Here is a 21,143-nt window from a genome sequence, read left to right on the forward strand (position 1 = left end):
GCGGCCCTTTCGTGTGCGGGCTGCCGCCGGGTTCAGCCCTGCTGGAAGAGCTCCGCGGGCAGCGGTTTGAGGAGGGCGTACAGGTCGTCCGTGATGGGGCGGTCCCAGGCGGCGATGGTCACCAGGACGTTGTCGCTGCGGTCGAACTGCACGCAGGAGATGCGGCTCTCGGAGAGCTTGACGCGGCGCACGATCAGGAGGTTGTCGCCCTGCATCACCGGCACGTCCTCGGTGCCGACGACGGTGATCTCCTCGTCGTTCTCCAGTGCCAGCAGCAGCTGGGCCACCTCGAAGGGAACCTGGCCCTCGGGGACGTCCCGGGCCGGTGAGCCTTCCGGCAGATTGCCGATGATCATCGCGGGCCCACGGCCGCCGAACAGGTCGTAACGCAGGAAGACGCCCTGGCAGGTGCCGTCGGGTGCGGGCAGCAGTCCCGCACCGAGGTTGCCGGGCCAGTCGCCCGGGTCCATGGCCAGTACGTCGAAGTCGGGCCCGGCGGGCGTGGCGCTGCGGCGGCGGAGGAACGACATGCCGCCATGGTACGTGGCCCGGCCTGCGAAGTGTCGGGAGGGCGGCGACCGATCGGCCCTACTTCGTCGTCCGGTGCCGTTGGTGGTGGCGGGCCACGCGGGCGCGGTTGCCGCAGGACGGTTTGCACCACTCCTGGCGCGGGTGGTCCTTGAGGAAGTACCGCACGCAGCGGGGCGCGTGGCAGGCCCGCAGCCGGTCGCGGTCGGGGCTCGCGAGGAACGCGATCACGGCGTGTGCGAGGGCGGCCGTCAGGTCGTCGCCGGCGCGTACGGGCTGTGGCCGGACGTCGGGTCCGGCCCCCTCGGGCCAGTCCAGAACGGGCACGGTGGGGGTGCGGGCGGCGGCCTCGTTGAGGCGCCGTACGGCCTCGGGTACGGGCAGCAGGCGGGTCGCGTCGGCGGGGCTCGGCTCGCCGGGGCGCACGGCGCGGGCGAAGAGCGCGCGGACGGCGGCCCGCAGGTCTCGGACGGCGGCGAGCTGCGCGGCGTCGGCGGTGAAACGGCCGGCGTCCGGCAGGACCTCGGAGTGCGTCCGGACCCAGGCGGTCAGGCCTGCCGGTTCGGTCAGGTCGTCGGCGACACCGCCGTTGCCGTCGTGCCGGACGGTGAGGGCCAGGTCCAGGGCGAGCCGGGCGTCCCTGCTGATCGGTTCCCGCATGGGCCTAATGATAGGCCTGCCGGTTCCCATTACAGCGGGGGTCAGTCCTCCGGCGGTGCCGGCGGGACCACGGCGACGGGGCTCGCGGCGTGCAGCAGGACGGCGTGGGTGACCGAGCCCAGCATGCGGGCGGGCGCCAGCAGGTGCCGCCGGTGGCGGCCCACGACGACGAGGTCGGCGCCCTGGGAGGCCGCGACGAGGTGTCCGGCGGCGTCGCCCGCCGCCGCCAAGGGCTCGACCGGGACGTCGGGGTGCCGTTCGCGGTACGGGGCGAGGAAGCCATCGGCCAGGATCCGCGTCTCGTCCTCGATGACGTCCTGGTCGACGATCGGCGGGGGCAGCTCGCCGGGCGTCATCCAGGGCTGCGCGGGCCACGGGTAGGCGGCGACCGCCTGGAGCCGGGCGCCGCGCCGGGTGGCCTCGGCGAAGGCGAACTCGAGCGTGGCCTCGTCGGGACCGTCCACCTTCAGGCCGACGACCACGCGCGAGCCGGGGCCGGCCGGAGCCCCGCCCTGGGCCTCGCGCCCGGGCCGGGGCACCACCACGACAGGGCATTCGGCGTCGCGGGCGGCGGCGATGCCGTTGGAGCCGAGCAGCAGGCTGGCGAAGCCGCCGCGGCCCCGGGAGCCGAGTACCAGTAGCTGGGCGGAAGCGCTCTGTTCGGGCAGGACGGCGCCCGGCGCGCCCTCCAGGCCGACGTACTCCGTGTCCGGCAGGCCGCCGAGGTCCTCCAGATCGGCCCGGACCCGGTCGAGCACCGGGTCGTCCTGCGGGTCCGGCGGTCCGGCCGCGAGCACCTCGGGCTGCGCCCAGTGGGCGTACTGGCGCACGTGGACCACACGCAGGGGCGCCGAACGCCGGCGGGCCGCGTCGAGGGCCCACTCCAGGGCGCGCATGCTGTGATCCGAGCCGTCGACCGCCGCGATGACCGGCAGGGTGCTCATGGGTTCCTCGCCTTCCGGGATACGACCGTGCCTGAAGGCCCAGCCTGGCTCAGGCGCGGCCCCGGGAGGACGTCTCAGGTCGCGTGTCCGGAAATGCGGGCGGAACACGCCCGGATCGGCCGTGGGGTCACGGCCGTCCGGGACGGTCGGCATGGTGCCGCGATCGAGGTCGCACGGCGTCGCGTCAGGTGAGGTCGAACTCCCCCTCCCGCGCTCCCGACACGAACGCGCCCCACTCGGCGGGCGTGAAGATCAGGGAGGGGCTCTCCGGGCGGGCACTGTTCCGCATGGCGATGAAGCCTTCCACGAAGGCGATCTGGACATCCCCCCGCCCCCGGCTGCTGGACTGCCACTGTGCGTTGGTGAGGTCCAGCTCCGGCTTGTCCCAGCCCGTGAGCGGGCGCTGCTGGGTGGTGGTCTCGGCCACGTCCGTGCTCCTCCCGATTCGTCGTCCGCGGCCAGCCTAGCGATCGTGTCCCACGGCCAACAGGGCACGTGAGGGGGACCTTTCAGGAGTCTGGCGGTTCGGCTCCCACGAGCCACATGGAGAAGAACTGCGAACCGCCGCCGTAGGCGTGGCCGAGGACCCTGCGGGCGCCGTCCACCTGGTGTTCTCCGGCCTGACCGCGCACCTGGAGCGCCGCCTCCGCGAAGCGGATCATGCCGGAGGCGCCGATGGGGTTGGTGGACAGCACGCCACCCGACATGTTGACGGGCAGGTCCCCGTCGAGTTCGGTCACGCCCGCCTCGGTGAGTTTCCACCCCTCGCCCTCGCCCGCGAAGCCGAGGTTCTCCAGCCACATCGGCTCGTACCAGGAGAACGGGACGTAGATCTCGGCGCCGTCGATCTCGCGGCGCGGGTCGGTGATGCCGGCCTGCCGGTAGACGTCGGCCGCGCAGTCCTGGCCGGCCTGCGGTGAGACGAAGTCCTTGCCGGCGAAGAGGGTCGGTTCGCTGCGCATCGCGCCGCCGAGCATCCAGGCGGGGCGTCGCGGTGCCCGGGCGGCTCCGGCGCGGTCGGTGAGGATCATGGCGCAGGCGCCGTCGGAGGAGGGGCAGGTCTCCGAGTAGCGGATCGGGTCCCACAGCATGGGCGAGGCCATGACCTTGTCGAGGGTGATGTCGTGTTCGTGCAGGTGGGCGTAGGGGTTCTTCAGCGCGTTGCGCCGGTCCTTGTAGGCGACCAGGGCGCCGACGGTCTCGGGTGCGCCGCTGCGCCGCATGTACGCGCGGATGTGCGGGGCGAAGAACCCACCGGCTCCGGCGAGCAGGGGCTGCTGGAAGGGGATGGGCAGGGACAGGCCCCACATGGCGTTCGACTCGGACTGTTTTTCGAAGGCGAGGGTGAGGACGGTGCCGTGGACGCGGGCCGCGACGAGGTTGGCGGCGACGAGCGCGGTGGATCCGCCGACCGAGCCCGCGGTGTGCACGCGGAGCATGGGCTTGCCGACGGCGCCGAGGGCGTCGGCGAGATAGAGCTCCGGCATCATGACGCCCTCGAAGAAGTCGGGTGCCTTGCCGATCACGACGGCGTCGATGTCGGCCCACGTCAGCTCGGCGTCGTCCATGGCCCGTCGGGCCGCCTCCCGGACGAGTCCCGCGATGGACACGTCCCGGCGTGCCGCGACGTGCTTGGTCTGGCCGACGCCGACGACGGCCACGGGCTCCTTGCTCATCGGGGTTCCCCTTCGAGTACGGCGACCAGGTTCTGCTGGAGGCAGGGGCCGGACGTGGCGTGGGCGAGGGCGCGGTCGGACTCGCCGCGGTGGATGCGGGCGGCGGCCTCACCGATGCGGATGAGACCGGCGGCCATGATCGGGTTGGCGCCGAGGGCGCCGCCGGAGGGGTTGACGACGACCCCGTCGGCGAGGCGGAGGGCCTTGCGCAGGACGATCTCCTGCGCGGTGAAGGGCGCGTGCAGCTCGGCGGTGTCGACGGGCCGTTCGAAGGCACCCGCCCGTTCGGCGGCCAGGCGGGTGGACGGCGAGTCGGTCAGGTCGCGCACGCCGAGGCCGTGTGCCTCGATGCGGTGGTCGATGCCGCGGATCCAGGCGGGGCGTGCGCACAGGTCGCGGGCCCGGTCGCCCGCCGCGAGGACGACGGCGGCGGCCCCGTCGCCGATGGGCGGGCAGTCGCCGGTGCGCAGGGGCTGTACGAGGTAGTCGCCTTGCGGGGCGGGCTCCTTGAGCTGCGCATGAGGGTTCGCCGTCGCCGCCTCACGGTTGCGGGCGGCGACGGCCGCGAGCGCCGGTTCGTCGGTGTCGCCGACGTCGATGAGGGCCTGTGCCTGGAGGGCGGCGAGCGCGACGGAGTCGGGCCACAGGGGTGCCACGTAGTACGGGTCGAGCTGGCGGGTGAGGACGTCGCGGACCGCGCCTGGCGAGGACTTGCCGTACGAGTAGACCAGGGCGGTGTCGGCGTCGCCGGTGAGGAGTTTCGTCCAGGCCTCGTACAGGGCCCAGGCGCCGTCCATCTCGACGTGCGACTCGGAGATCGGGGGCCAGGCTCCGACGCCGTCGAGGGCGAGGGTGAAGGAGAAGGCGCGGCCGGCGAGGTAGTCGCTGGAGCCGGAGCAGGTGAAGTCGATGTCAGCGGTCTTCAGGCCGGTCCGGTCGAGGACCTCGTGCAGCACCGGCATGAGCATCTCCACCTCGGAGAGCTCCTCGCTGGTGCGCCGGTGATCGGTCTGGGCGAAGGCGACGACGGCGATCTGGCGGTCCCCCGGTGCGCTCGTCACAGCAGCTCCTTGTAGGTGTCGTAGTCCGCGTCCGGTTCGCCCGTCGGCCGGTAGTGGTCGGGGTAGCGGGAGCCGTCCGTCCACACCGGTTCGACGCGCAGCCCCATGCGGACCTCGTCGTACGGGATGCCGCCGATACGGCCGTGCAGTGCGAGGTCGGCGCCGTCGAGGGCGATGTGGGCGTAGACGTAGGGCACCTCGATGTCGAGGTTCTTCGCCTTGATGTTGACGATGCAGAACGTGGTCACCGTGCCGCGCGGCCCCACCTCTACCTGTTCGGATGTGGCCACCCCACATGTGGGGCACGCACCCCTCGGCGGGACGTACACCTTCCGGCAGGACGGGCAGCGCTCGCCGACGGTCCGGCGGCCGGAGAGGGCGTTGATGTAGGCGGTCTGCGCGCGCCCGGGCGAGTAGGTGTAGTCGAGGCGGGCGGCGGCGACGATGCCGGTGACCGGGTCCTCGAACTCCCCCGTGTGCCCCGCCGGTTCGGCCCGGCCGCCGTCGTACGGCTCGAAGCAGGCGATGTCCGTGATGGCGCCGGTGCGTTCCGCCGCCCAGCGGATGCGGACGCGCATGCCGGTGTGCACGGCGTCGGGGCCCGGGGCGTCGAGGGCGTGCAGCAGGGCGGTGTCGGCGCCGTCGAGGCGGACCAGGGCCCAGGCGAAGGGGGTGGTGAGAGGCTGGCCGCGGCGGGGGGCGTGGTTCCAGGCCCAGGTGGTGACCGTGCCGGTGGGGGCGACCTCGACCAGGTCGCTGATGTCCTCGGCGGTGACGGGGTCGTACTCGACGGGCGGGACGAGGATGCGGCCGTCGGAGGTGCGCACGCCGAGGACGACGCGTTCGCGCAGGCCGGTCAGAAAGGCGCTCTGGACGGGTCCGAGGGAGCGGGTGAAGGGAAACTCGACGACGAGGGGGGCTTTGAGGACTTCGGGCATGCCGGAGGGCTCCTTGGGGGTCAGGCGCGCTTGTAGACGGGCGGTCGTTTCTCCGCGAAGGCGCGGGCGCCCTCCTTGGCGTCGGCGGTGTCGAAGACCGGCCAGCCCCGGGTGAGTTCGGCCGCGAGGCCCTCGGACTCGGTCATTTCGGCGGTCTCGTAGACGGAGGCCTTGACGGCCTCGACGGCCAGCGGGCCGCAGGAGTTGATCTGTTCGGCGATCTCCAACGCCTTCGCGAGCGCGGTGCCGTCCGGGACGACGTGTCCGATCAGGCCGATGGCGGCGGCCTCGCGGGCGCTGTAGGGGCGGCCGGTGAGGAGCATCTCCAGGGCGTGGGTGCGCGGGATCTGGCGTTGCAGCCGGACCGTCGAGCCGCCGATGGGGAACAGGCCGCGCTTCACCTCGAACAGGCCGAAGGTCGAGGACTCGCCGGCGACGCGGATGTCGGTGCCCTGGAGCATCTCGGTGCCGCCCGCGACGCAGTACCCCTCGACGGCCGCGATCACCGGCTTGCGCGGGCGGTGATGGCGCAGCATCGCCTTCCAGTGCAGGTCGGGGTCGGCCTTGAGCCGGTCGCGGTACCCCTCGCCGGCCATGCCGTCGCCGGCGAGGGCCTTGAGGTCCATGCCCGAGCAGAACGTGCCGCCCGCGCCGGTGAACACGATCGAGCGGACCGAGTCGTCCGCATCGGCCTCCAGCCAGCCGTCGTGGAGGCCGACGAGCATCGGCAGCGAGAGCGCGTTCCTGGCTTCGGGCCTGTTGAGCGTGAGCACCAGTGTGGCGCCTTCGCGCTGCACGGTGAGGTGTTCCGTCCCACCCATGGCCAACTCCCCTCTCATGGAACGAGAACAGGTTGCAGTAGGGCGGGAGGCACTTCAAGGGTTTTCTGACAGACAGTCAGATTTCTTCGCGCGAGCCCTTCACAGTTGGACCGCCCTTTGCTCTGATGACCGGCGAACCGTCCGATGCCAGGCACGTCCCGGGGTCAGGAGGAGCGGTGGAGTACAACCTTGCCGACCTGTTCGAGTCGGTCGTCGACGTGGTTCCCGACCGTGAGGCGCTGGTGTACGTCGACCATCCGGGCACGGGCGCCGAGCGCCGCCTGACGTACGCGGAGCTGGACGCTGCGGCCAACCGCGTCGGCCACCATCTGCTCGACAGCGGGATACGCCCCGGCGAGCACCTCGGACTGCACCTATACAACGGCGTGGAGTACCTCCAGACGGTGCTGGGCTGCCTGAAGACGCGGATCGTCCCGGTCAACGTCAACTACCGGTATGTGGAAGAGGAGTTGGTGTACCTCTACCGGGACGCGGATCTGGTGGCGCTGGTCTTCGACGCGGAGTTCACGGACCGGGTCGCGGCTGCGCGGCCGCGGGCGGAGAGGCTGCGGCATCTGATCCGGGTGGGCAGGCCGGCGCCGGGGGCCGCCGAGGTGCCCTGCGGGGAGTTCGCCCAGGTGGAGGCCGCGGGGTCACGCGAACGCGGCTTCCCGGCGCGCTCGGGTGACGACCAGTTCATCATCTACACCGGCGGTACGACCGGGATGCCCAAGGGGGTGATGTGGCGGCAGGAGGATCTGTTCTTCGCGGGGCTCGGCGGGGGCGCGCCGACCGGTGAACCGGTGAAGAAGCCGGAGGAGCTGGCCGAGCGGGTCGCGGCCGGTGGCGCGGGGATCACCTTCTTTCCCACGGCCCCGCTGATGCACGGCACCTCCACCCTCACGGCGTTCATCGGCTTCAACTTCGGGCAACGGGTGGTGATCCACCGCAAGTTCGTGCCCGAGGAGGTGCTGCGGACCGTGGAGAAGGAGAAGGTCAGCAGCATCTCGCTGGTGGGGGACGCGATGCTGCGGCCGCTGATCGACGCGCTGAGGGGTCCCCTGCGGGACATCGACCGCTCGTCGTTGTTCAGCGTGTCGTCGTCCGGCGCGATCATGTCGGACACGGTGCGCCGGCAGTTCCAGGAGCTGGTGCCGAACGCCATGCTGCTGAACAACTTCGGCTCGTCGGAGTCCGGTTTCAACGGCACGGCGACCGAGGACTCGGGTCCCGAGCGGGGCTTCCGGGTGCGGGTCCACGCGCGCACGCAGGTGGTGGACCCGGCCACGTACGAACCCGTGTCGCCCGGTGAGGTGGGCAGGGTCGCCCAGTGCGGACACGTACCGCTCGGCTACTACAACGACCCGGCCAAGACCGCCGCCACCTTCTTCGAGAAGGACGGCCGGCGATGGGTCCTGCTCGGCGACATGGCCACCGTCGACGAGGAGGGCGTGGTCACTGTCCTGGGCCGTGGCTCGCAGTGCATCAACACCGGCGGCGAGAAGGTGTACCCGGAGGAGGTCGAGCAGGCCCTCAAGTCCCACCCGGACGTCTACGACGCGCTGGTGGCCGGGGTACCGGACCCCCAGTGGGGCCACCATGTGGCGGCCGTGGTGCAGTTGCGGGACGGTGCGGCGCGGCCGTCGCTGGAGGACATCCGGACACACTGCCGTGACCGGCTCGCCGGCTACAAGATCCCGCGCCAGCTGGTGATCACGGAGTCGGTCCAGCGGTCGCCGAGCGGCAAGGCGGACTATCGCTGGGCGCGGGAGGTGGCCGTGGCGGCGGACGGGTGATTCTCCGGCCGGTCGATTGAACCTAAGGTGACGTGCGGACGTACTGGTGGTGGCAGGCTCGGTCTCCGGGCTCTGTTTGCCATGCCCAGCAAGACCGCACGGAAGGACCACCGGGTGTCGCTCTTCACTCGCTCCCAACAGCAATCGGGCACGACCGGGAGCGGGGCGGAACCGGATGACGACACCGGCGCGGCGGGGCCGGGCGGTGGCACGGCTGCGGTGGATTCCGAGGACGGCACTCCCGGGGCGGGGCGGGACGGCGAGACGGCCGGGGTGGATTCCGACGGCGCTACGGCTGCGGCGGAGTCCGGCGAGGACGTCAGCGCGGTGGCACGGGACGGCGGCACGGCCCCGGCGGAGCCGCGGGGCGACGCGGTCACCGCAGGCCCGGAAGGCGACGTCGACACGACGGAACCGGACAGCAGCGCGGCCCGGACGGACGCGGACAGCGAGACACCTGCGGTGGGGTCGGACAGCGACGCAGCCCCGGCGGACACGGACGGCGACGCCGTCACAGCGGGCGCGGACCGTCACGCCGGCACGACGGAACCGGACAGCGGCACAGCCGCGGCAGGCCCGGGCGGTCACGCCGGCACGGCAAGCCCGGACGGCCACGTGGACACGAAGGAGTCGGACAGCAGCACGGCCCCGGCGACCACGGGCGACTCAGTCGCGAAAGAGTCGCACGGTGAAGCCGACATGGCGAGCCCGGACGGCGGCGCCGACACGCGGGAGCCGGACAGCGACACGACCCCGGGGACCACGGACGACCCAGTCGCGAAAGAGTCGCACGGTGAAGCCGACATGGCGAGCCCGGACGGCGGCGCCGACACGCGGGAGCCGGACAGCGACACGACCCCGGGGAACACGGACGACGGCACGGCCGCGGCGCACGCGGACAGTGGAACCGCCGCGGCGGAACCCGGCCGAGACGCCGCCGCTACGCACCCAGACCATGCCCCTGCCGCGCGAGAAGAAGGCGCCGGCGCTCAGGAAGCAGAGGCCGGAGAGGAGCCGGACGCGGCGAAGCCCGGCTGGTTCGGATGGCGGCGTCGCCATCCCCGTGCGGCGCGCGGCGTCAGTGTGGGGACGACCGTGCTGGCCGGACTGCTCGTGGTCCTGGCGCTGCTCCTGCCGAACCGGATCGAGCGGATCGAGTTCGCCTCGTTCGTCCGTCTCCCCGCCGAGGGCGTGCTGCTCGCGGGACTGCTGCTCGCGCTGCCGCCGAGGCCCCGGCGCATCATGGCGGTCGCCGCGGGCGTGTTCCTCGGGCTGGTCACGGTCCTGAAGTTCCTCGACATGGGCTTCTACCAGGTGCTGGCCCGGCCCTTCGACCTGGTCCTGGACTGGATTCTCATCGAGCACGCCACGGACTTCCTCCGGGAGACGTTCGGCCGGACCGGACAGGTGCTGGCCGTGATCGGCGTGATCGTGCTGCTCGTCGCGGTGCTGGTCCTCACGACGCTCGCCATGGTGCGGGTGACGAACCTGATGGTCCGGCACCGTCCCGTCGCCGCCCGTACGACGCTGATCCTCGGCACGGTGTGGATCACCTGCATGACCCTGGGCGTGCAGATCGGCACCGTGCCGATCGCCAGCAGGGGCTACACCGAGTTTCTCGGCAACCGAGTGGAGCAGGTGCGGGCCGGTCTGAAGGACGCGCGGGTCTTCGAGAAGCAGGCCGCCGTGGACGCCTTCGCGAAGACGCCGCCGGACCAGTTGCTCACGGGGCTGCGCGGCAAGGACGTCCTGTTCACCTTCATCGAGAGCTACGGCAGGGTCGCGATCGACGACCCGGCGATGGCCGAGCAGACCGACGCGGTGCTGAAGGAGGGCACCTCTTCGCTCAAGGCGGCCGGGTTCGAGTCGCGCAGCGGCTGGTTGCAGTCGCCGGTGACGGGCGCGGGCAGCTGGCTCGCCCACTCGACCTTCCTTTCCGGTCTGTGGATCAAGAACCAGCAGCGGTACCGCAGCCTGACCACCAGCGACCGCATGACGCTGACCAACTACTTCCGCAAGTCCGGTGCCTGGCGGACCGTCGGCATCGTCCCCGGGGTGCGGCGGGCCTGGCCGGAGGGGAAGTACTTCGGACTGGACCACATCTACGACTCCGAGCACCTCGGCTACCACGGCCCGTACTTCAGCTGGACGCCCGTGCCCGACCAGTTCAGCATGGAGGCCTTCCAGCGCTTGGAGCACGGCAAGAAGGACCGTGAACCGATCATGGCGGAGATCATCCTGGCCTCCAGCCACAACCCCTGGTCGCCCATCGCCCGAATGATCGACTGGGAGGACCTCGGCGACGGTTCGGTGTTCCACCGGATCAAGAAGGAGGGCACCAACCCCACGGAGGTCTGGAAGGACCCGGAGAAGGTGCGCACCGAGTACCGGCGCGCCATCGAGTACTCGATCCGGAGCCTCACCGAGTGGGTCGAGCGCTACGGCGACGAGGACACGGTGCTGGTCTTCCTCGGCGACCACCAGCCGGTGCCGACGGTCACCGCCGGGGACACCGGCAAGGACGTGCCGATCACGATCGTCGCCCGCGACAAGAAGGTGCTGGACCGGGTCGCGGACTGGGGCTGGACCAACGGCCTCAAGCCGGCCCCGGACGCGCCCCGGTGGGGCATGGACAAGTTCCGCGACCGTTTCATGACGGCGTACGGTCCGCGGGGCTGAGGAACTCCCCCACGGCCGCGAGGAACTCCTCGGGCCGTGCCTCGTGCACGAGATGCCCGGCGTCGATGGTGACGCGCCGGGCATCGGGAAGCAGCTCGGCGAAGGCGGCGATCTGCTCCTGGGGGATCAGGCTCGTCGGCCCGCCACCGATCAGCAGCGTGGACATGGTGATCCGCCCCATGTGGTCCCACCACACGGGATCCGGGGCGTTGCGCTGCTCGTCGGTGGCGAGGATCATCGCCCAGTCGTACGGCAGGTCTCCGTCAGGCCGTTCGGCGGGCGGACGCGGCGGATCGAGCGGGACGGGCGCGGGTACGTCCTCCAGAACGAGCCGTCGTACGAGCCGCGGGCTGTACTGGGCGAGCAAGTAGGCGGCAGCACCGCCGAGCGAGTGACCCACGACGTCGGCGCGAGCGATGCCGAGCGCGCCGAGGAAGGCGAACACGTCGTCGCGCATGGCCTCGTAGGCGTATCCGCCGGGCCAGTCGCTGCGGCCGTGCCCGCGCAGGTCGGGGGCGTACACCCGGCGTGGCCCGGCGGCCAGCGCCGGGGCGACCTCCGCCCAGTCGGCACCGTCTGCCCCACGGGCGTGCAGGAGTACGAGGGGCGGCGCGTCCTCCGGCCCCCAGACGCGGTAGGCCAGGGTGATGCCGTTCGCCCGTACGGTGCGCGGTTCGGTGTCCATGCCGGGCACGGTAGCGGGGTGACGAGCGCGGACCGGGCTTCCTCTGCGGACAGCAGAGGAACTCAGTTCCGTTCGTGGAGGAAGCGCGTGACCCGTCGCACGAACCACTCCGGGTCGTCCAGCCACGGGTAGTGGCCGGCCCCCGGCTGTACCGCGAACTCGGCCGCCGGGAACACCTCGGCCGTACGACGGGCCAGGCCGGGGCGCGGGCCGCCGTCGACCTCACCGGCGAGGACGAGCACCGGGGCTGTGACGCGGGCGAGCGCGGTCCGGGCCGCGTCCGGGTCGTAGGCGCCGCCCGCCCCGTAGCGGTCGGCCGCGTCGTCGTTGGTCTCGTCCTCCTCGCGGTCCGCGTGGGCACGGGCGGTGTCGTCCCAACGGCCGTAGAAGAACGGGAGGAACACGGGGTCGAAGTCACCGGTGCCGGACAGCCAGGCCTCGAACGCCGGGAACGCGTCGGCGAACCAGGGTTCCGACGCGCGCAGCCGGGCCGCCGCCAGCCGGTCCTCGGCCGTCGCCGGCAGGCCCAGCGCCCACGGGGTGGCGGTGACGAGCGCCAGCCGTGCCACCCGGTCGGGATACCGAGCCGCGTACAGCATGGCGAGACTGCCGCCCGCCGAGTGCGCGAGCACGTCCATCCGCTCCAGGCCCAGGTGGCGGCGCAGCGCCTCGACGTCGTCCACGAGCCGGTCGCAGCGGTAGGTCGCCGGGTCCTCGGGTACCGCGGACCGTCCTGTGCCGCGCAGATCGAGGAACACCAGCTGTCGGTGGGCGTCCAGACCGCCCAGGTTCCCCAGGTACGCGGAGGCGCGCATGGGTCCGCCGGGCAACACGACCAGCGGCTCGCCCGTACCTCGTACGTGACAGGCGAGCCGGGTCCCGTCCTGGGCTGTGAAGATCGGCATGGCGTTGATCATCACGCTCTCGGGGTGTTCGGCACAACGGGGTTTCGTAGGGAGGGGCGGCGCGACGTCAGCCGTCCGAGGCCACGGGTCCGGGCTCGCCTCCCAGGCCCTGCCTGAGTTCCCGCTTGAGGATCTTCCCGCTGGCGTTGCGCGGGAGGCCCTCCACGAACACCACCCGCTTCGGTGCCTTGAAAGGGGCGAGCTTCTCGCGGGTGTGGGCGATGAGTTCCGCCTCGGTGACCTCGCCGCGTGGGACGACGACGGCCGTGACGGCCTCGATCCAGCGCTCGTCGGGCAGGCCGACGACCGCGGCCTCGGCGACCTGGGGATGGGTGTACAGGGCGTCCTCGACCTGGCGGGAAGCGACCAGTACGCCACCGGAGTTGATGACGTCCTTCACCCGGTCGACGATCGTGTAGTAGCCGTGCGCGTCCCGTACCGCGAGGTCGCCGGAGCGGAACCAGCCGTCGCGGAAGGCCTCGGCGGTCTCCTCGGGCTTGTCCCAGTAGCCCTCGCACAGTTGCGGAGAGCGGTAGACGATCTCGCCGGGGGTGCCGTCCGGTACGTCCTTGCCGACCTCGTCGACCACACGCGCGTCGACGAACAGCACGGGACGGCCGCAGGAGTCCATGCGCCCCTTGTGTTCGCCCGGGGCCAGGACGGTGGCCAGGGGCCCGATCTCGCTCTGCCCGAAGCAGTTGTAGAACGCCAGCTCCGGCAGGCGTTGCTTCAGCCGTTCCAGGACGGGGACCGGCATGATCGACGCCCCGTAGTACGCCTTGCGCAGGCCGCTCAGGTCGCGGGTGGCGAAGTCGGGGCGGTTGGACAGGGCGATCCAGACGGTGGGCGGGGCGAAGAGGCTGTCCACGCGGCCCGCCTCGACCAGGTCGAAGAGCCGGTCGCCGTCGGGTGCGTCGAGGATGATGTTCGTCGCGCCGACGGCGAGGTAGGGCAGCAGGAAGACGTGCATCTGCGCCGAGTGGTAGAGGGGCAGCGCGTGTACGGGACGGTCGCCCGCACTGAGGTCGAGGGCGGTGATCGCGCTCAGGTACTCGTGGACCAGGGCCCGGTGCGTCATCATCGCGCCCTTGGGCAGGGCGGTCGTCCCGGACGTGTACAGCAGCTGCACGAGGTCCTCGGTGCGCGGCTCGGGGCCGTCGTACGGCGGCGCGCCGGTGAGCCGGGCGAGGAGTGAGTCGTCGGCGTCGCGCAGGGGCAACGACCGTACGCCGTCGGGGAGTCGTCCGGCGAGGTCCGGGTCGGCGAGGACCAGGGAGCTGCCGGACTGGCCGACGATGTAGGCGAGGTCGTCGCCGGTCAGGTTCTGGTTGACGGGTACGTGCACCAGGCCCGCGCGGGCGCAGGCCAGGAAGGCGATCAGGTAGGCGTCGGAGTTGTGGCCGTACGCGCCCACCCGGTCGCCCGGGGACAGCCCCTGGCCGAGGAGGACGCTCGCCGCGCGGGAGACGGCGGTGTCCAGTTCGTCGTACGTCCAGGTGCGATCGCCGTACTCCACGGCGACGCGCGCCGGGGTGCGTCGGGCGCTGCGCCGCAGCACTCCGTCGACCGTGCTGCCGTGTCCGGGCGTCGTCATGACACCTGATCCTCGGCTCACCGCCGGGCGAGGTCAAGAACCGACCGGCTCAACCCTGCCGCCGCCGGAGGCGTCCGGTGTGTTGGTACCGACGTGCGCACGCAGCACATTCGTACGCTCAAGTCTCCTTTCCCTCAATGATGTTGGAGGGCACGATGCGCAGCCGCCTGAGACGACTCGTTCTCGGGGCCACGGCCCTGTTCACGGCCGCGTCCGCGTTACCCGCGGCCGCCGCGTCCGGCCAGGGACGGGCGGAGCAGCACCCGTCCCGCGACGGCCTGTCCGCCGTGATCCGCTACACCGAGTACGGCATCCCGCACATCCTCGCGAAGGACTACGCCGACCTGGGCTTCGGTACGGGCTGGGCGCAGGCGTCCGACGAGGTCTGCACGCTCGCCGACGGGTTCGTGACCCTGCGGGGCGAGCGCTCCCGGTACTTCGGCGCCGGCGCGGCCGCCGGCGGCGCCCTCTCCGGGGCCAGGACGAATCTCGCCAGTGACCTGTACTTCCGCGGGGTCCGTGAGACCCGCACGGTGGAGAAGCTGCTCGCCGAGCCCGCGCCCGTGGGCCCGAGCCGTGAGGTCCGGGACATGATGCGCAGCTGGGCGGCCGGTTACAACGCCTGGCTGGAGCAGAAGAAGATCACGGATCCCGGCTGTGCGGGCGCGGCCTGGGTCCGTCCGGTCACCGAGCTCGACGTGGCGGCCCGTGGCCTCGCCATCGCCTCGATCTCCGGCGAGGGGCGCTTCGTGGACACGATCACGGCCGCGCAGCCACCGACCGGAGCCGGCACCGCCTCCGGTACCCCGTCCTCCCGGCCCGCCGCCCGCACACCGGACGCGAAGGCCGTGGCGAAGGCGGCCGACGAGCTGTGGGGCGATCCCGGCATGGGCTCCAACGCGGTCGCCTTCCGCGGCGACACCACGGCGAACGGCAGCGGTCTGCTGCTGGGCAACCCGCACTACCCGTGGCAGGGCGGGCGCCGGTTCTGGCAGTCGCAGCAGACGATCCCCGGCGAGCTGAACGTCTCCGGTGGCTCTCTGCTCGGCACCCCGGCGATCTCCATCGGGTTCAACGCACATGTGGCGTGGAGCCACACCGTCTCGACCGGCATCCCGGCCAACTTCCACCAGCTGACGCTGGATCCGGCCGATCCCACGACGTACCTCGTGGACGGCGAGCCGGAGCGTATGAAGAAGCGGACCGTGACGGTCGCGGTGAAGGACGGCGCGCCGGTGACCCGCACCCAGTGGTGGACCCGGTACGGCCCAGTCGTCACCTCCCTGAACTCCCAGGTCTCGCTGCCGTGGACGGACACCACGGCGTACGCCGTGCACGACCCGAACGCCGCGAACCTCCGCTTCGCCGACACCTCGCTCGGCTTCAGCAAGGCGCGCAGCACGAGTGACGTCCTCGGGTCCCTCGCGCGGCACCAGGGCATTCCCTGGGTGAACACGATCGCCGCCGACCGCGCGGGGCATTCCCTCTTCACCCAGTCCCAGGTACTTCCGCGTATCACCGACGAGTTGGCGCAGCGCTGCTCGACGGCGCTGGGCAGGACCACGTATCCGGCGTCCGGCATCGCGATCCTCGACGGCTCGCGCGGGGACTGCGCCCTGGGCAGCGATTCCGACGCGGTGGCGCCGGGCATCTTCGGGCCGGCGCGGATGCCGACGCTCGAGGACGCGCCGTACGTGGAGAACTCCAACGGCACCGCGTGGATGACCAACGCCGACCGGCCGATCACCGGATACGAGCGGGTCTTCGGCACGGTGAAGACGGAGCTCGGCCTGCGCACGCGCGGCGGGATCGAGGACGTGGCGGCGATGGCGGACCGGGGCCGCCTGACCGTACGCGACCTGCAACGGCAGCAGTTCGCCAACCGGGTGCCCGCGGGTGACCTCACCGCGACGGACGTGGCACGGGCGTGCGCCGCACTGCCCGGCGGCACGGCGACGGGCAGCGACGGCGAGGCCGTCGACGTGTCGGGGGCCTGCGGGGTGCTGGCGGCCTGGGACCGCACCATGAACACGGGGAGCCGGGGCGCGCTGCTGTTCGACCGGTTCTGGCGGAAGCTGGAACAGGCGGTGCCGGCCGCCGAGGCGTGGAAGGTGCCGTTCTCGGCGGCGGACCCGGTGCGTACGCCGAACACGCTGAACACGGACGCGCCCGGCTTCGGCGTCGCCCTCGCCGACGCGGTGGCGGAACTGCGCGCGGCGGGTATCGCGCTCGACGCGCCGCTCGGCGCGCACCAGTTCGTCGTCCGCGGTGGTGAGCGCCTTCCGATGCCCGGCGGCTCGGGGCGGATCGGCGTGTGGAACGTGCTCGAACCGACGTGGAACGCGGCCGGGGGCGGCTACACGGAGGTGCCCTTCGGTACCAGTCACCTCCAGGCGGTGGGCTGGGACGGCGGCCGCTGCCCGGTGGCCCGCACCCTGCTGACGTACTCCCAGTCGTCGAACCCCGAGTCGCCGCACTACGCGGACCAGACCCGGCTGTTCTCCGGTGAGAAGTGGGTGACGTCGCGCTTCTGCGAGAAGGACATCCTGTCCTCGCCGAAGCTGAAGGTCGTCCGGGTGCACGAGCGCCGCTGACCGTGGCCGAGGGGTGCCGCTCCCGGTGGGGCGGCACCCCCGTTCATCCCGTCACCCCCGGTCGACCCGGGGTCCGTACATCAGCCGGCGCAGCACCGCTTCGGCGGGGCCCCGGCGGCCGGCCCGTTCCAGGGCGTACGCCCCGGCCACGGTGACCAGCCAGACGGCGAACGCGAAGAGCGCCATGGTCGTGCTGCCCAGGTGTGCGCCGAGGCCGAGTCCCCAGGCGGCCAGCACCGGGGCGAAGAGCAGCGAGTGGGCGAGGTAGCAGGACAGGGACCGTTTGCCGACGGAGGCCACCGCCGTCACCGCCGTCGTGCCGCGGCGGGGCCCGCGGGTCGTCCACCAGTGTGCGAAGAGGGCGACGGCCGCGACATAGCCGAGGCCCGCGGCGTTGCCGGTGATGTCGCGCAGGGCAGTGAGCGCCCCGGATTCGCTCTGCATGTCGTCCGGCACGCGCAGGACGCCGATGTGGGCGAGGGCGGCGGGCAGCGCGCCGAGCCAGCCGGCCGCGACGCCGGTGACAGCCGTGATGCGCAGCAGTGTGCGGTGACGGCCCGGTTCCTCCAGGATGCGGCGGCGTGCGGCCCAGAAGCCGAGCAGGAAGAGGATGTACCCGCCGGCGACGAGGGTCAGCGGGGCGGCGGCGAAGGTGACGAACAGGCCGGTCTCGAGCCGGGTGCCCGCCGCGGTGAGCCAGTTCCCCTCGTCCGACGCGTACGCCTTGAAGCCGGCCTCGGCGTCGGCGTCACCCAGTGTGCCCAGGTCGCCCTGGAGGAGCGCGGCGATGACGGGCCCGGCCGTGACGAGTGCCATCAGGGCGACTCCGATCCAGATCCACCACGTCAGGGCGCGGTCACCACGCCGCAGGAAGGCCAGGCCAAGGACGAGGCTCAGGACTCCGTAGAAGCCGATGATGTCCCCGGCCATCAGCAGGGTGGCGTGGGTCAGGCCGATGACGATCAGCCAGAGGCTGCGCCGGCGCAGGAGTTTGGCGGCGTCGCGCCCGTCGGTGCCGGCGGCGGTCTGCCGGAGGTAGAGCTGCATCATGCCGTAGCCGAAGAGGAAGGCGAAGAGCGGGTAGATCCGCAGGTCGAGCACCATGATCATGGTGAACTGCACGGCGTGGTCCAGCCACGAGCCGTCCACGGGCTGCCATCCGGAGGGCCCGCGCCGGGCCGCCCACAGATGGAAGGCCGTGTTGGACAGCACGATGCACAGCAGCATGATCCCGCGGGCGAGATCGGGGGCGAGTGCCCGTTCGCCCGGCCGTACGCTGCCACGCCGCAGCGTCCCCTGTTCGGTCGCGATCGTCATGGCCTCACGCTAGGAAGGCGGGGCCAGGCCGGACATCGGCCGGAGGGCGAGCGGGCGCCGACCAAAGGATGACGCCCGTGCCCTCCGGTGCGACCAAAGCCGCACCACCGCCTCACACCGGTCGGGTCCGGCCCTCCCAGTACGGCTCCCGCAGCCGCCGCTTGTACAGCTTGCCGTTGGGGTCGCGGGGCATCTCGGTGATGAAGTCGACGCTCCTGGGCCGCTTGTAGCCGGCGAGCCGGTGCGCGCAGTGGTCGAGGAGGTCGGCCGCGAGGGCGGGCCCGGGCCGGTGTCCGGGGGCCGGTTCGACGACGGCCTTGACCTCCTCGCCCCAGTCGTCGTGCGGGATGCCGAAGACGGCGGCGTCCGCGACGGCGGGGTGGGCGAGCAGGGCCGACTCGATCTCGGCCGGGTAGATGTTGACGCCTCCGGAGATGATCAGGTCGATCTTGCGGTCGCGCAGGAAGAGGTAGCCGTCCTCATCGAGGTGGCCGAGGTCGCCCACGGTGAAGAAGTCGCCGATGCGGTTCTTGCGGGTCTTGGCCTCGTCCTTGTGGTAGGAGAAGCCGCCGGTGTTCATCTTCATGTAGACGGTGCCGAGTTCGCCGGGTGGCAGCCGGTTGCCGTCGTCGTCGAAGATCGCGAGTTCGCTGATGGGCCAGGCCTTGCCGACCGTGCCGGGCTTCTTCAGCCAGTCCTCGGCGGTGGCGAAGGCGCCGCCGCCCTCGCTGGCCGCGTAGTACTCCTCCACACAGGGGCCCCACCAGTCGAGCATGGCCCGTTTCACGTGGTCGGGGCAGGGGGCGGCGCCGTGGATGGCGTGCCGCATGGAGGAGACGTCATAGCGGTCCTTCACCTCGTCGGGCAGGGCCAGCAGGCGGTGGAACTGGGTGGGGACCATATGGGTGTGGGTGCAGCGGTGGGCGTCGATGAGGCGGAGCATCTCCTCGGGCGTCCACTTGTCCATCAGGACCAGCCGGTGGCCGATGTGCAGGGACGCGCCCGCGAACTGGAGGACGGCCGTGTGGTACAGCGGCGAGCACACCAGGTGGACGTTGTCGTCGAACGGCCGGATGCCGAAGATGCCGAGGAAGCCGCCCAGGTAGGCCTCCTCCGGCGGTTTGCCGGGGAGCGGGCGGCGGATGCCGCGCGGGCGGCCGGTGGTGCCGGAGGTGTAGTTCATGACCCAGCCGAGGGTGCGGTCGGCGGGGGCCGACTCGGGCCGGCCGTCGAGGAGTTCGGCGTAGGGGCGGAAGCCCTCGACGGGGCCGACGGCGTACCGGTGGGTGGCCGGGAGGCCCGCCTCGTCCGCGGCCGCGCGTGCCGTGTCGGCGAAGCGCTCGTGGGCGAGGAGGACCTTGGCGCCGGAGTCGGAGACGATCCAGGCGATCTCCGGTCCGACCAGGTGGTGGTTGACGGGGACGAGGTAGAACCCGGCCTGGCTTGCGGCGAGGTACGCGGTGAGGAACTCGACGCCGTTGGGCAGGACGACCGCGAAGGTGTCGCCGCGTTCCAGCCCGGCCGCGCGCAGGCCGTGGACGAGCCGGTTGGCTGCGGAATGCAGGCGGCCGGCGGTCCACTCCTCGCCGTCGGGGGCGACCAGGACCGCGCGGTCGGGGTCGGCGGTGGCCTGGGCCCAGAAGCCCGCGGGCACGCTGCTGCTCACTGGCCGCTCCTTCCGGCGATGCGGTTGACGCGGTCCACGGCCTGTTCGAAGCCGCGGGTGAGGTCGTCGAAGACGGCCTGGACGCTGCGTTCGCTGTTCATCCGGCCGACGATCTGCCCGACCGGGGTGCCGAGCAGGGGGTCCACCTCGTACTTCTGGATACGGGAGACGGCCTCGGCGACCAGCAGGCCCTGCAACGGCATGGGCAGCGTGCCCGGGCCGTCCGGGTCCTCCCAGGCGTCGGTCCACTCGGTGCGCAACTGGCGTGCCGGCTTCCCGGTCAGTGCGCGGGAACGGACGGTGTCCCCGGAGCCGGCCGCGAGCAGCTTGCGGGTGAGGGCGGGCGAGTGGAGGTCCGCTTCTGTGGTGGTCAGCCACAGGGAGCCCAGCCACACGCCTTGAGCGCCGAGGGCGAGTGCGGCAGCCACCTGCTGTCCGCTGCCGATGCCGCCGGCGGCCAGCACGGGCAGCGGGGCGACGGCCTCGACGACCTCGGGGGTGAGCACCATGGAGGCGATCTCGCCGGTGTGGCCACCGGCCTCGTAGCCCTGCGCCACGACGATGTCGATCCCGGCGTCCTTGTGCTTGCGGGCGTGCCGGGCGCTGCCCGCGAGGGCGGCGACGAGGACGTCCTGGTCGTGGGCGCGGGCAATGACGTCGGCGGGCGGGGAGCCGAGGGCGTTGGCGAGGAGCCGGATCGGGTAGTCGAAGGCGACGTCGAGCTGGGTGCGGGCGACCTGCTCCATCCAGCCGGTGATGCGCCAGCCGGACGCCTCGCCCTCGGCGAGCTCGGGCACGCCGTGTTTGGCGAGGGTGTCCCGGACGAACTGCCGGTGGCCCTCGGGGATCATCGCCTCGACATCTGCCTCTGTGACGCCCTCGACCTTCTTCGCCGGCATCACGACGTCCAGGCCGTACGGCCGGCCGTCGACGTGCGCCTCGATCCAGTCCAGGTCGCGTTTGAGCTCGTCGGGGTCGGTGTAACGGACCGCGCCGAGCACGCCGAAGCCGCCGGCCCGGCTGATGGCCGCGGCGACGGCGGGGAACGGCGTGAAGCCGAAGACGGCGTGCTCGACTCCCAGTTTCTGGCTCAGCTCCGTCTGCATGGGCGCAGGATGCCGGAGTCCTCCGGAGGACGGAAGGGCTTTTCTGATGCTGCGTCAGATTCATTCGGCCGATTCACGGCGGCGCGCGGCGGACATACTTCCGTGGACATCCGAGGCGGCTGGGACGAAGGGGCGTGCTGTGACCGAGGGAGCGGCGGACAGAGCGGCGAGCG

The 21,143-nt window shown here is 72.1% G+C and carries 17 protein-coding genes; 3 read left to right on the plus strand and 14 right to left on the minus strand.

The annotated features are described in order from the left end of the window. Positions 1-32: 32 nt before the first annotated feature. From ABFX81_RS39935 to ABFX81_RS39970, 8 genes are all read right to left on the minus strand, one after another. A complete protein-coding gene (locus ABFX81_RS39935; RefSeq protein ID WP_086850044.1) occupies positions 33-530 on the minus strand; it encodes a hypothetical protein in 498 nt (165 codons plus the stop codon). A gap of 58 nt (positions 531-588) precedes the next feature. Beyond that, a complete protein-coding gene (locus tag ABFX81_RS39940) occupies positions 589-1,188 on the minus strand; it encodes a CGNR zinc finger domain-containing protein (RefSeq protein WP_346139465.1) in 600 nt (199 codons plus the stop codon). Between the two features lie 41 nt (positions 1,189-1,229). Continuing rightward, positions 1,230-2,132, minus strand: coding sequence for a universal stress protein (locus tag ABFX81_RS39945; RefSeq protein WP_086850040.1), 903 nt, complete (start codon positions 2,130-2,132; stop codon positions 1,230-1,232). 184 nt (positions 2,133-2,316) lie between these two features. Then, positions 2,317-2,559, minus strand: coding sequence for a DUF397 domain-containing protein (locus ABFX81_RS39950; RefSeq protein WP_010033039.1), 243 nt, complete (start codon positions 2,557-2,559; stop codon positions 2,317-2,319). An 82-nt stretch (positions 2,560-2,641) separates the two neighbouring features. After that, complete coding sequence (locus ABFX81_RS39955; protein WP_086850038.1) at positions 2,642-3,808, minus strand: thiolase domain-containing protein; 1,167 nt, start codon at positions 3,806-3,808, stop codon at positions 2,642-2,644. Then, positions 3,805-4,869, minus strand: coding sequence for a thiolase domain-containing protein (locus ABFX81_RS39960; RefSeq protein ID WP_086850035.1), 1,065 nt, complete (start codon positions 4,867-4,869; stop codon positions 3,805-3,807). The genes ABFX81_RS39955 and ABFX81_RS39960 overlap by 4 nt, the downstream gene beginning before the upstream one ends. Further along, positions 4,866-5,807 carry an OB-fold domain-containing protein gene (locus ABFX81_RS39965; protein ID WP_086850033.1) on the minus strand — a complete coding sequence of 314 codons (942 nt, stop codon included), beginning with the start codon at positions 5,805-5,807 and terminating at the stop codon, positions 4,866-4,868. The genes ABFX81_RS39960 and ABFX81_RS39965 overlap by 4 nt, the downstream gene beginning before the upstream one ends. 20 nt (positions 5,808-5,827) lie before the next feature. Then, entirely contained in the window at positions 5,828-6,628 is an 801-nt protein-coding gene (locus ABFX81_RS39970; RefSeq protein ID WP_086850031.1) for a crotonase/enoyl-CoA hydratase family protein, read from the minus strand. A gap of 176 nt (positions 6,629-6,804) precedes the next feature. Here ABFX81_RS39970 and ABFX81_RS39975 point away from each other — a divergent pair, with 176 nt between their 5' ends. Further along, positions 6,805-8,424 carry an acyl-CoA synthetase gene (locus tag ABFX81_RS39975; protein ID WP_346139467.1) on the plus strand — a complete coding sequence of 540 codons (1,620 nt, stop codon included), beginning with the start codon at positions 6,805-6,807 and terminating at the stop codon, positions 8,422-8,424. A gap of 804 nt (positions 8,425-9,228) precedes the next feature. Then, positions 9,229-11,103: an alkaline phosphatase family protein gene (locus tag ABFX81_RS39980; RefSeq protein ID WP_346139484.1), complete on the plus strand. Its 1,875-nt coding sequence runs from the start codon at positions 9,229-9,231 to the stop codon at positions 11,101-11,103. Here ABFX81_RS39980 and ABFX81_RS39985 read toward each other — a convergent pair. The 3 genes from ABFX81_RS39985 to ABFX81_RS39995 form a co-directional block, all read right to left on the minus strand. After that, entirely contained in the window at positions 11,075-11,788 is a 714-nt protein-coding gene (locus ABFX81_RS39985) for an alpha/beta fold hydrolase (RefSeq protein ID WP_086855509.1), read from the minus strand. The genes ABFX81_RS39980 and ABFX81_RS39985 overlap by 29 nt on opposite strands. A gap of 62 nt (positions 11,789-11,850) precedes the next feature. After that, a complete protein-coding gene (locus tag ABFX81_RS39990) occupies positions 11,851-12,693 on the minus strand; it encodes an alpha/beta fold hydrolase (protein ID WP_086855508.1) in 843 nt (280 codons plus the stop codon). Between the two features lie 67 nt (positions 12,694-12,760). Continuing rightward, complete coding sequence (locus ABFX81_RS39995) at positions 12,761-14,287, minus strand: acyl-CoA synthetase (RefSeq protein WP_346139468.1); 1,527 nt, start codon at positions 14,285-14,287, stop codon at positions 12,761-12,763. Positions 14,288-14,442: 155 nt separating this feature from the next. Between ABFX81_RS39995 and ABFX81_RS40000 the strand changes: the two genes are divergently transcribed. Next, positions 14,443-16,881, plus strand: coding sequence for a penicillin acylase family protein (locus tag ABFX81_RS40000; RefSeq protein WP_346139469.1), 2,439 nt, complete (start codon positions 14,443-14,445; stop codon positions 16,879-16,881). Between the two features lie 51 nt (positions 16,882-16,932). Here the strand turns inward: ABFX81_RS40000 and ABFX81_RS40005 are convergent, their stop codons facing one another. The 3 genes from ABFX81_RS40005 to ABFX81_RS40015 all read right to left on the minus strand — a co-directional run bounded on the left by ABFX81_RS40005 (position 16,933) and on the right by ABFX81_RS40015 (position 20,970). Beyond that, positions 16,933-18,198: a DUF418 domain-containing protein gene (locus ABFX81_RS40005; RefSeq protein ID WP_086846551.1), complete on the minus strand. Its 1,266-nt coding sequence runs from the start codon at positions 18,196-18,198 to the stop codon at positions 16,933-16,935. Between the two features lie 112 nt (positions 18,199-18,310). Next, on the minus strand, positions 18,311-19,864 hold the full coding sequence (locus ABFX81_RS40010) for an AMP-binding protein (protein ID WP_086846553.1): 1,554 nt from the start codon (positions 19,862-19,864) through the stop codon (positions 18,311-18,313). After that, positions 19,861-20,970 (minus strand): NAD(P)H-dependent flavin oxidoreductase, encoded by a 1,110-nt coding sequence (locus tag ABFX81_RS40015; protein ID WP_346139471.1) that lies wholly within the window; start codon positions 20,968-20,970, stop codon positions 19,861-19,863. Before ABFX81_RS40015 ends, ABFX81_RS40010 begins: the two co-directional genes overlap by 4 nt. Between the last annotated feature and the right edge of the window lie 173 nt (positions 20,971-21,143).

Origin of the sequence: Streptomyces coeruleofuscus, assembly GCF_039532725.1 — a bacterium.
GTDB lineage: Bacteria > Actinomycetota > Actinomycetes > Streptomycetales > Streptomycetaceae > Streptomyces > Streptomyces coeruleofuscus.

What these genes read in the sequence shown, in the direction of transcription:
- ABFX81_RS40005 (WP_086846551.1), bottom strand. Translation starts at nt 18,198, where the DNA reads ATGACGATCGCGACCGAACAGGGGACGCTGCGGCGTGGCAGCGTACGG.
- ABFX81_RS39995 (WP_346139468.1), bottom strand. Translation starts at nt 14,287, where the DNA reads ATGACGACGCCCGGACACGGCAGCACGGTCGACGGAGTGCTGCGGCGC.
- ABFX81_RS40000 (WP_346139469.1), top strand. Translation starts at nt 14,443, where the DNA reads ATGCGCAGCCGCCTGAGACGACTCGTTCTCGGGGCCACGGCCCTGTTC.
- ABFX81_RS39990 (WP_086855508.1), bottom strand. Translation starts at nt 12,693, where the DNA reads ATGCCGATCTTCACAGCCCAGGACGGGACCCGGCTCGCCTGTCACGTA.
- ABFX81_RS39970 (WP_086850031.1), bottom strand. Translation starts at nt 6,628, where the DNA reads ATGGGTGGGACGGAACACCTCACCGTGCAGCGCGAAGGCGCCACACTG.
- ABFX81_RS39955 (WP_086850038.1), bottom strand. Translation starts at nt 3,808, where the DNA reads ATGAGCAAGGAGCCCGTGGCCGTCGTCGGCGTCGGCCAGACCAAGCAC.
- ABFX81_RS39935 (WP_086850044.1), bottom strand. Translation starts at nt 530, where the DNA reads ATGTCGTTCCTCCGCCGCCGCAGCGCCACGCCCGCCGGGCCCGACTTC.
- ABFX81_RS39940 (WP_346139465.1), bottom strand. Translation starts at nt 1,188, where the DNA reads ATGCGGGAACCGATCAGCAGGGACGCCCGGCTCGCCCTGGACCTGGCC.
- ABFX81_RS39965 (WP_086850033.1), bottom strand. Translation starts at nt 5,807, where the DNA reads ATGCCCGAAGTCCTCAAAGCCCCCCTCGTCGTCGAGTTTCCCTTCACC.
- ABFX81_RS39985 (WP_086855509.1), bottom strand. Translation starts at nt 11,788, where the DNA reads ATGGACACCGAACCGCGCACCGTACGGGCGAACGGCATCACCCTGGCC.
- ABFX81_RS39945 (WP_086850040.1), bottom strand. Translation starts at nt 2,132, where the DNA reads ATGAGCACCCTGCCGGTCATCGCGGCGGTCGACGGCTCGGATCACAGC.
- ABFX81_RS39980 (WP_346139484.1), top strand. Translation starts at nt 9,229, where the DNA reads ATGGCGAGCCCGGACGGCGGCGCCGACACGCGGGAGCCGGACAGCGAC.
- ABFX81_RS40015 (WP_346139471.1), bottom strand. Translation starts at nt 20,970, where the DNA reads ATGCAGACGGAGCTGAGCCAGAAACTGGGAGTCGAGCACGCCGTCTTC.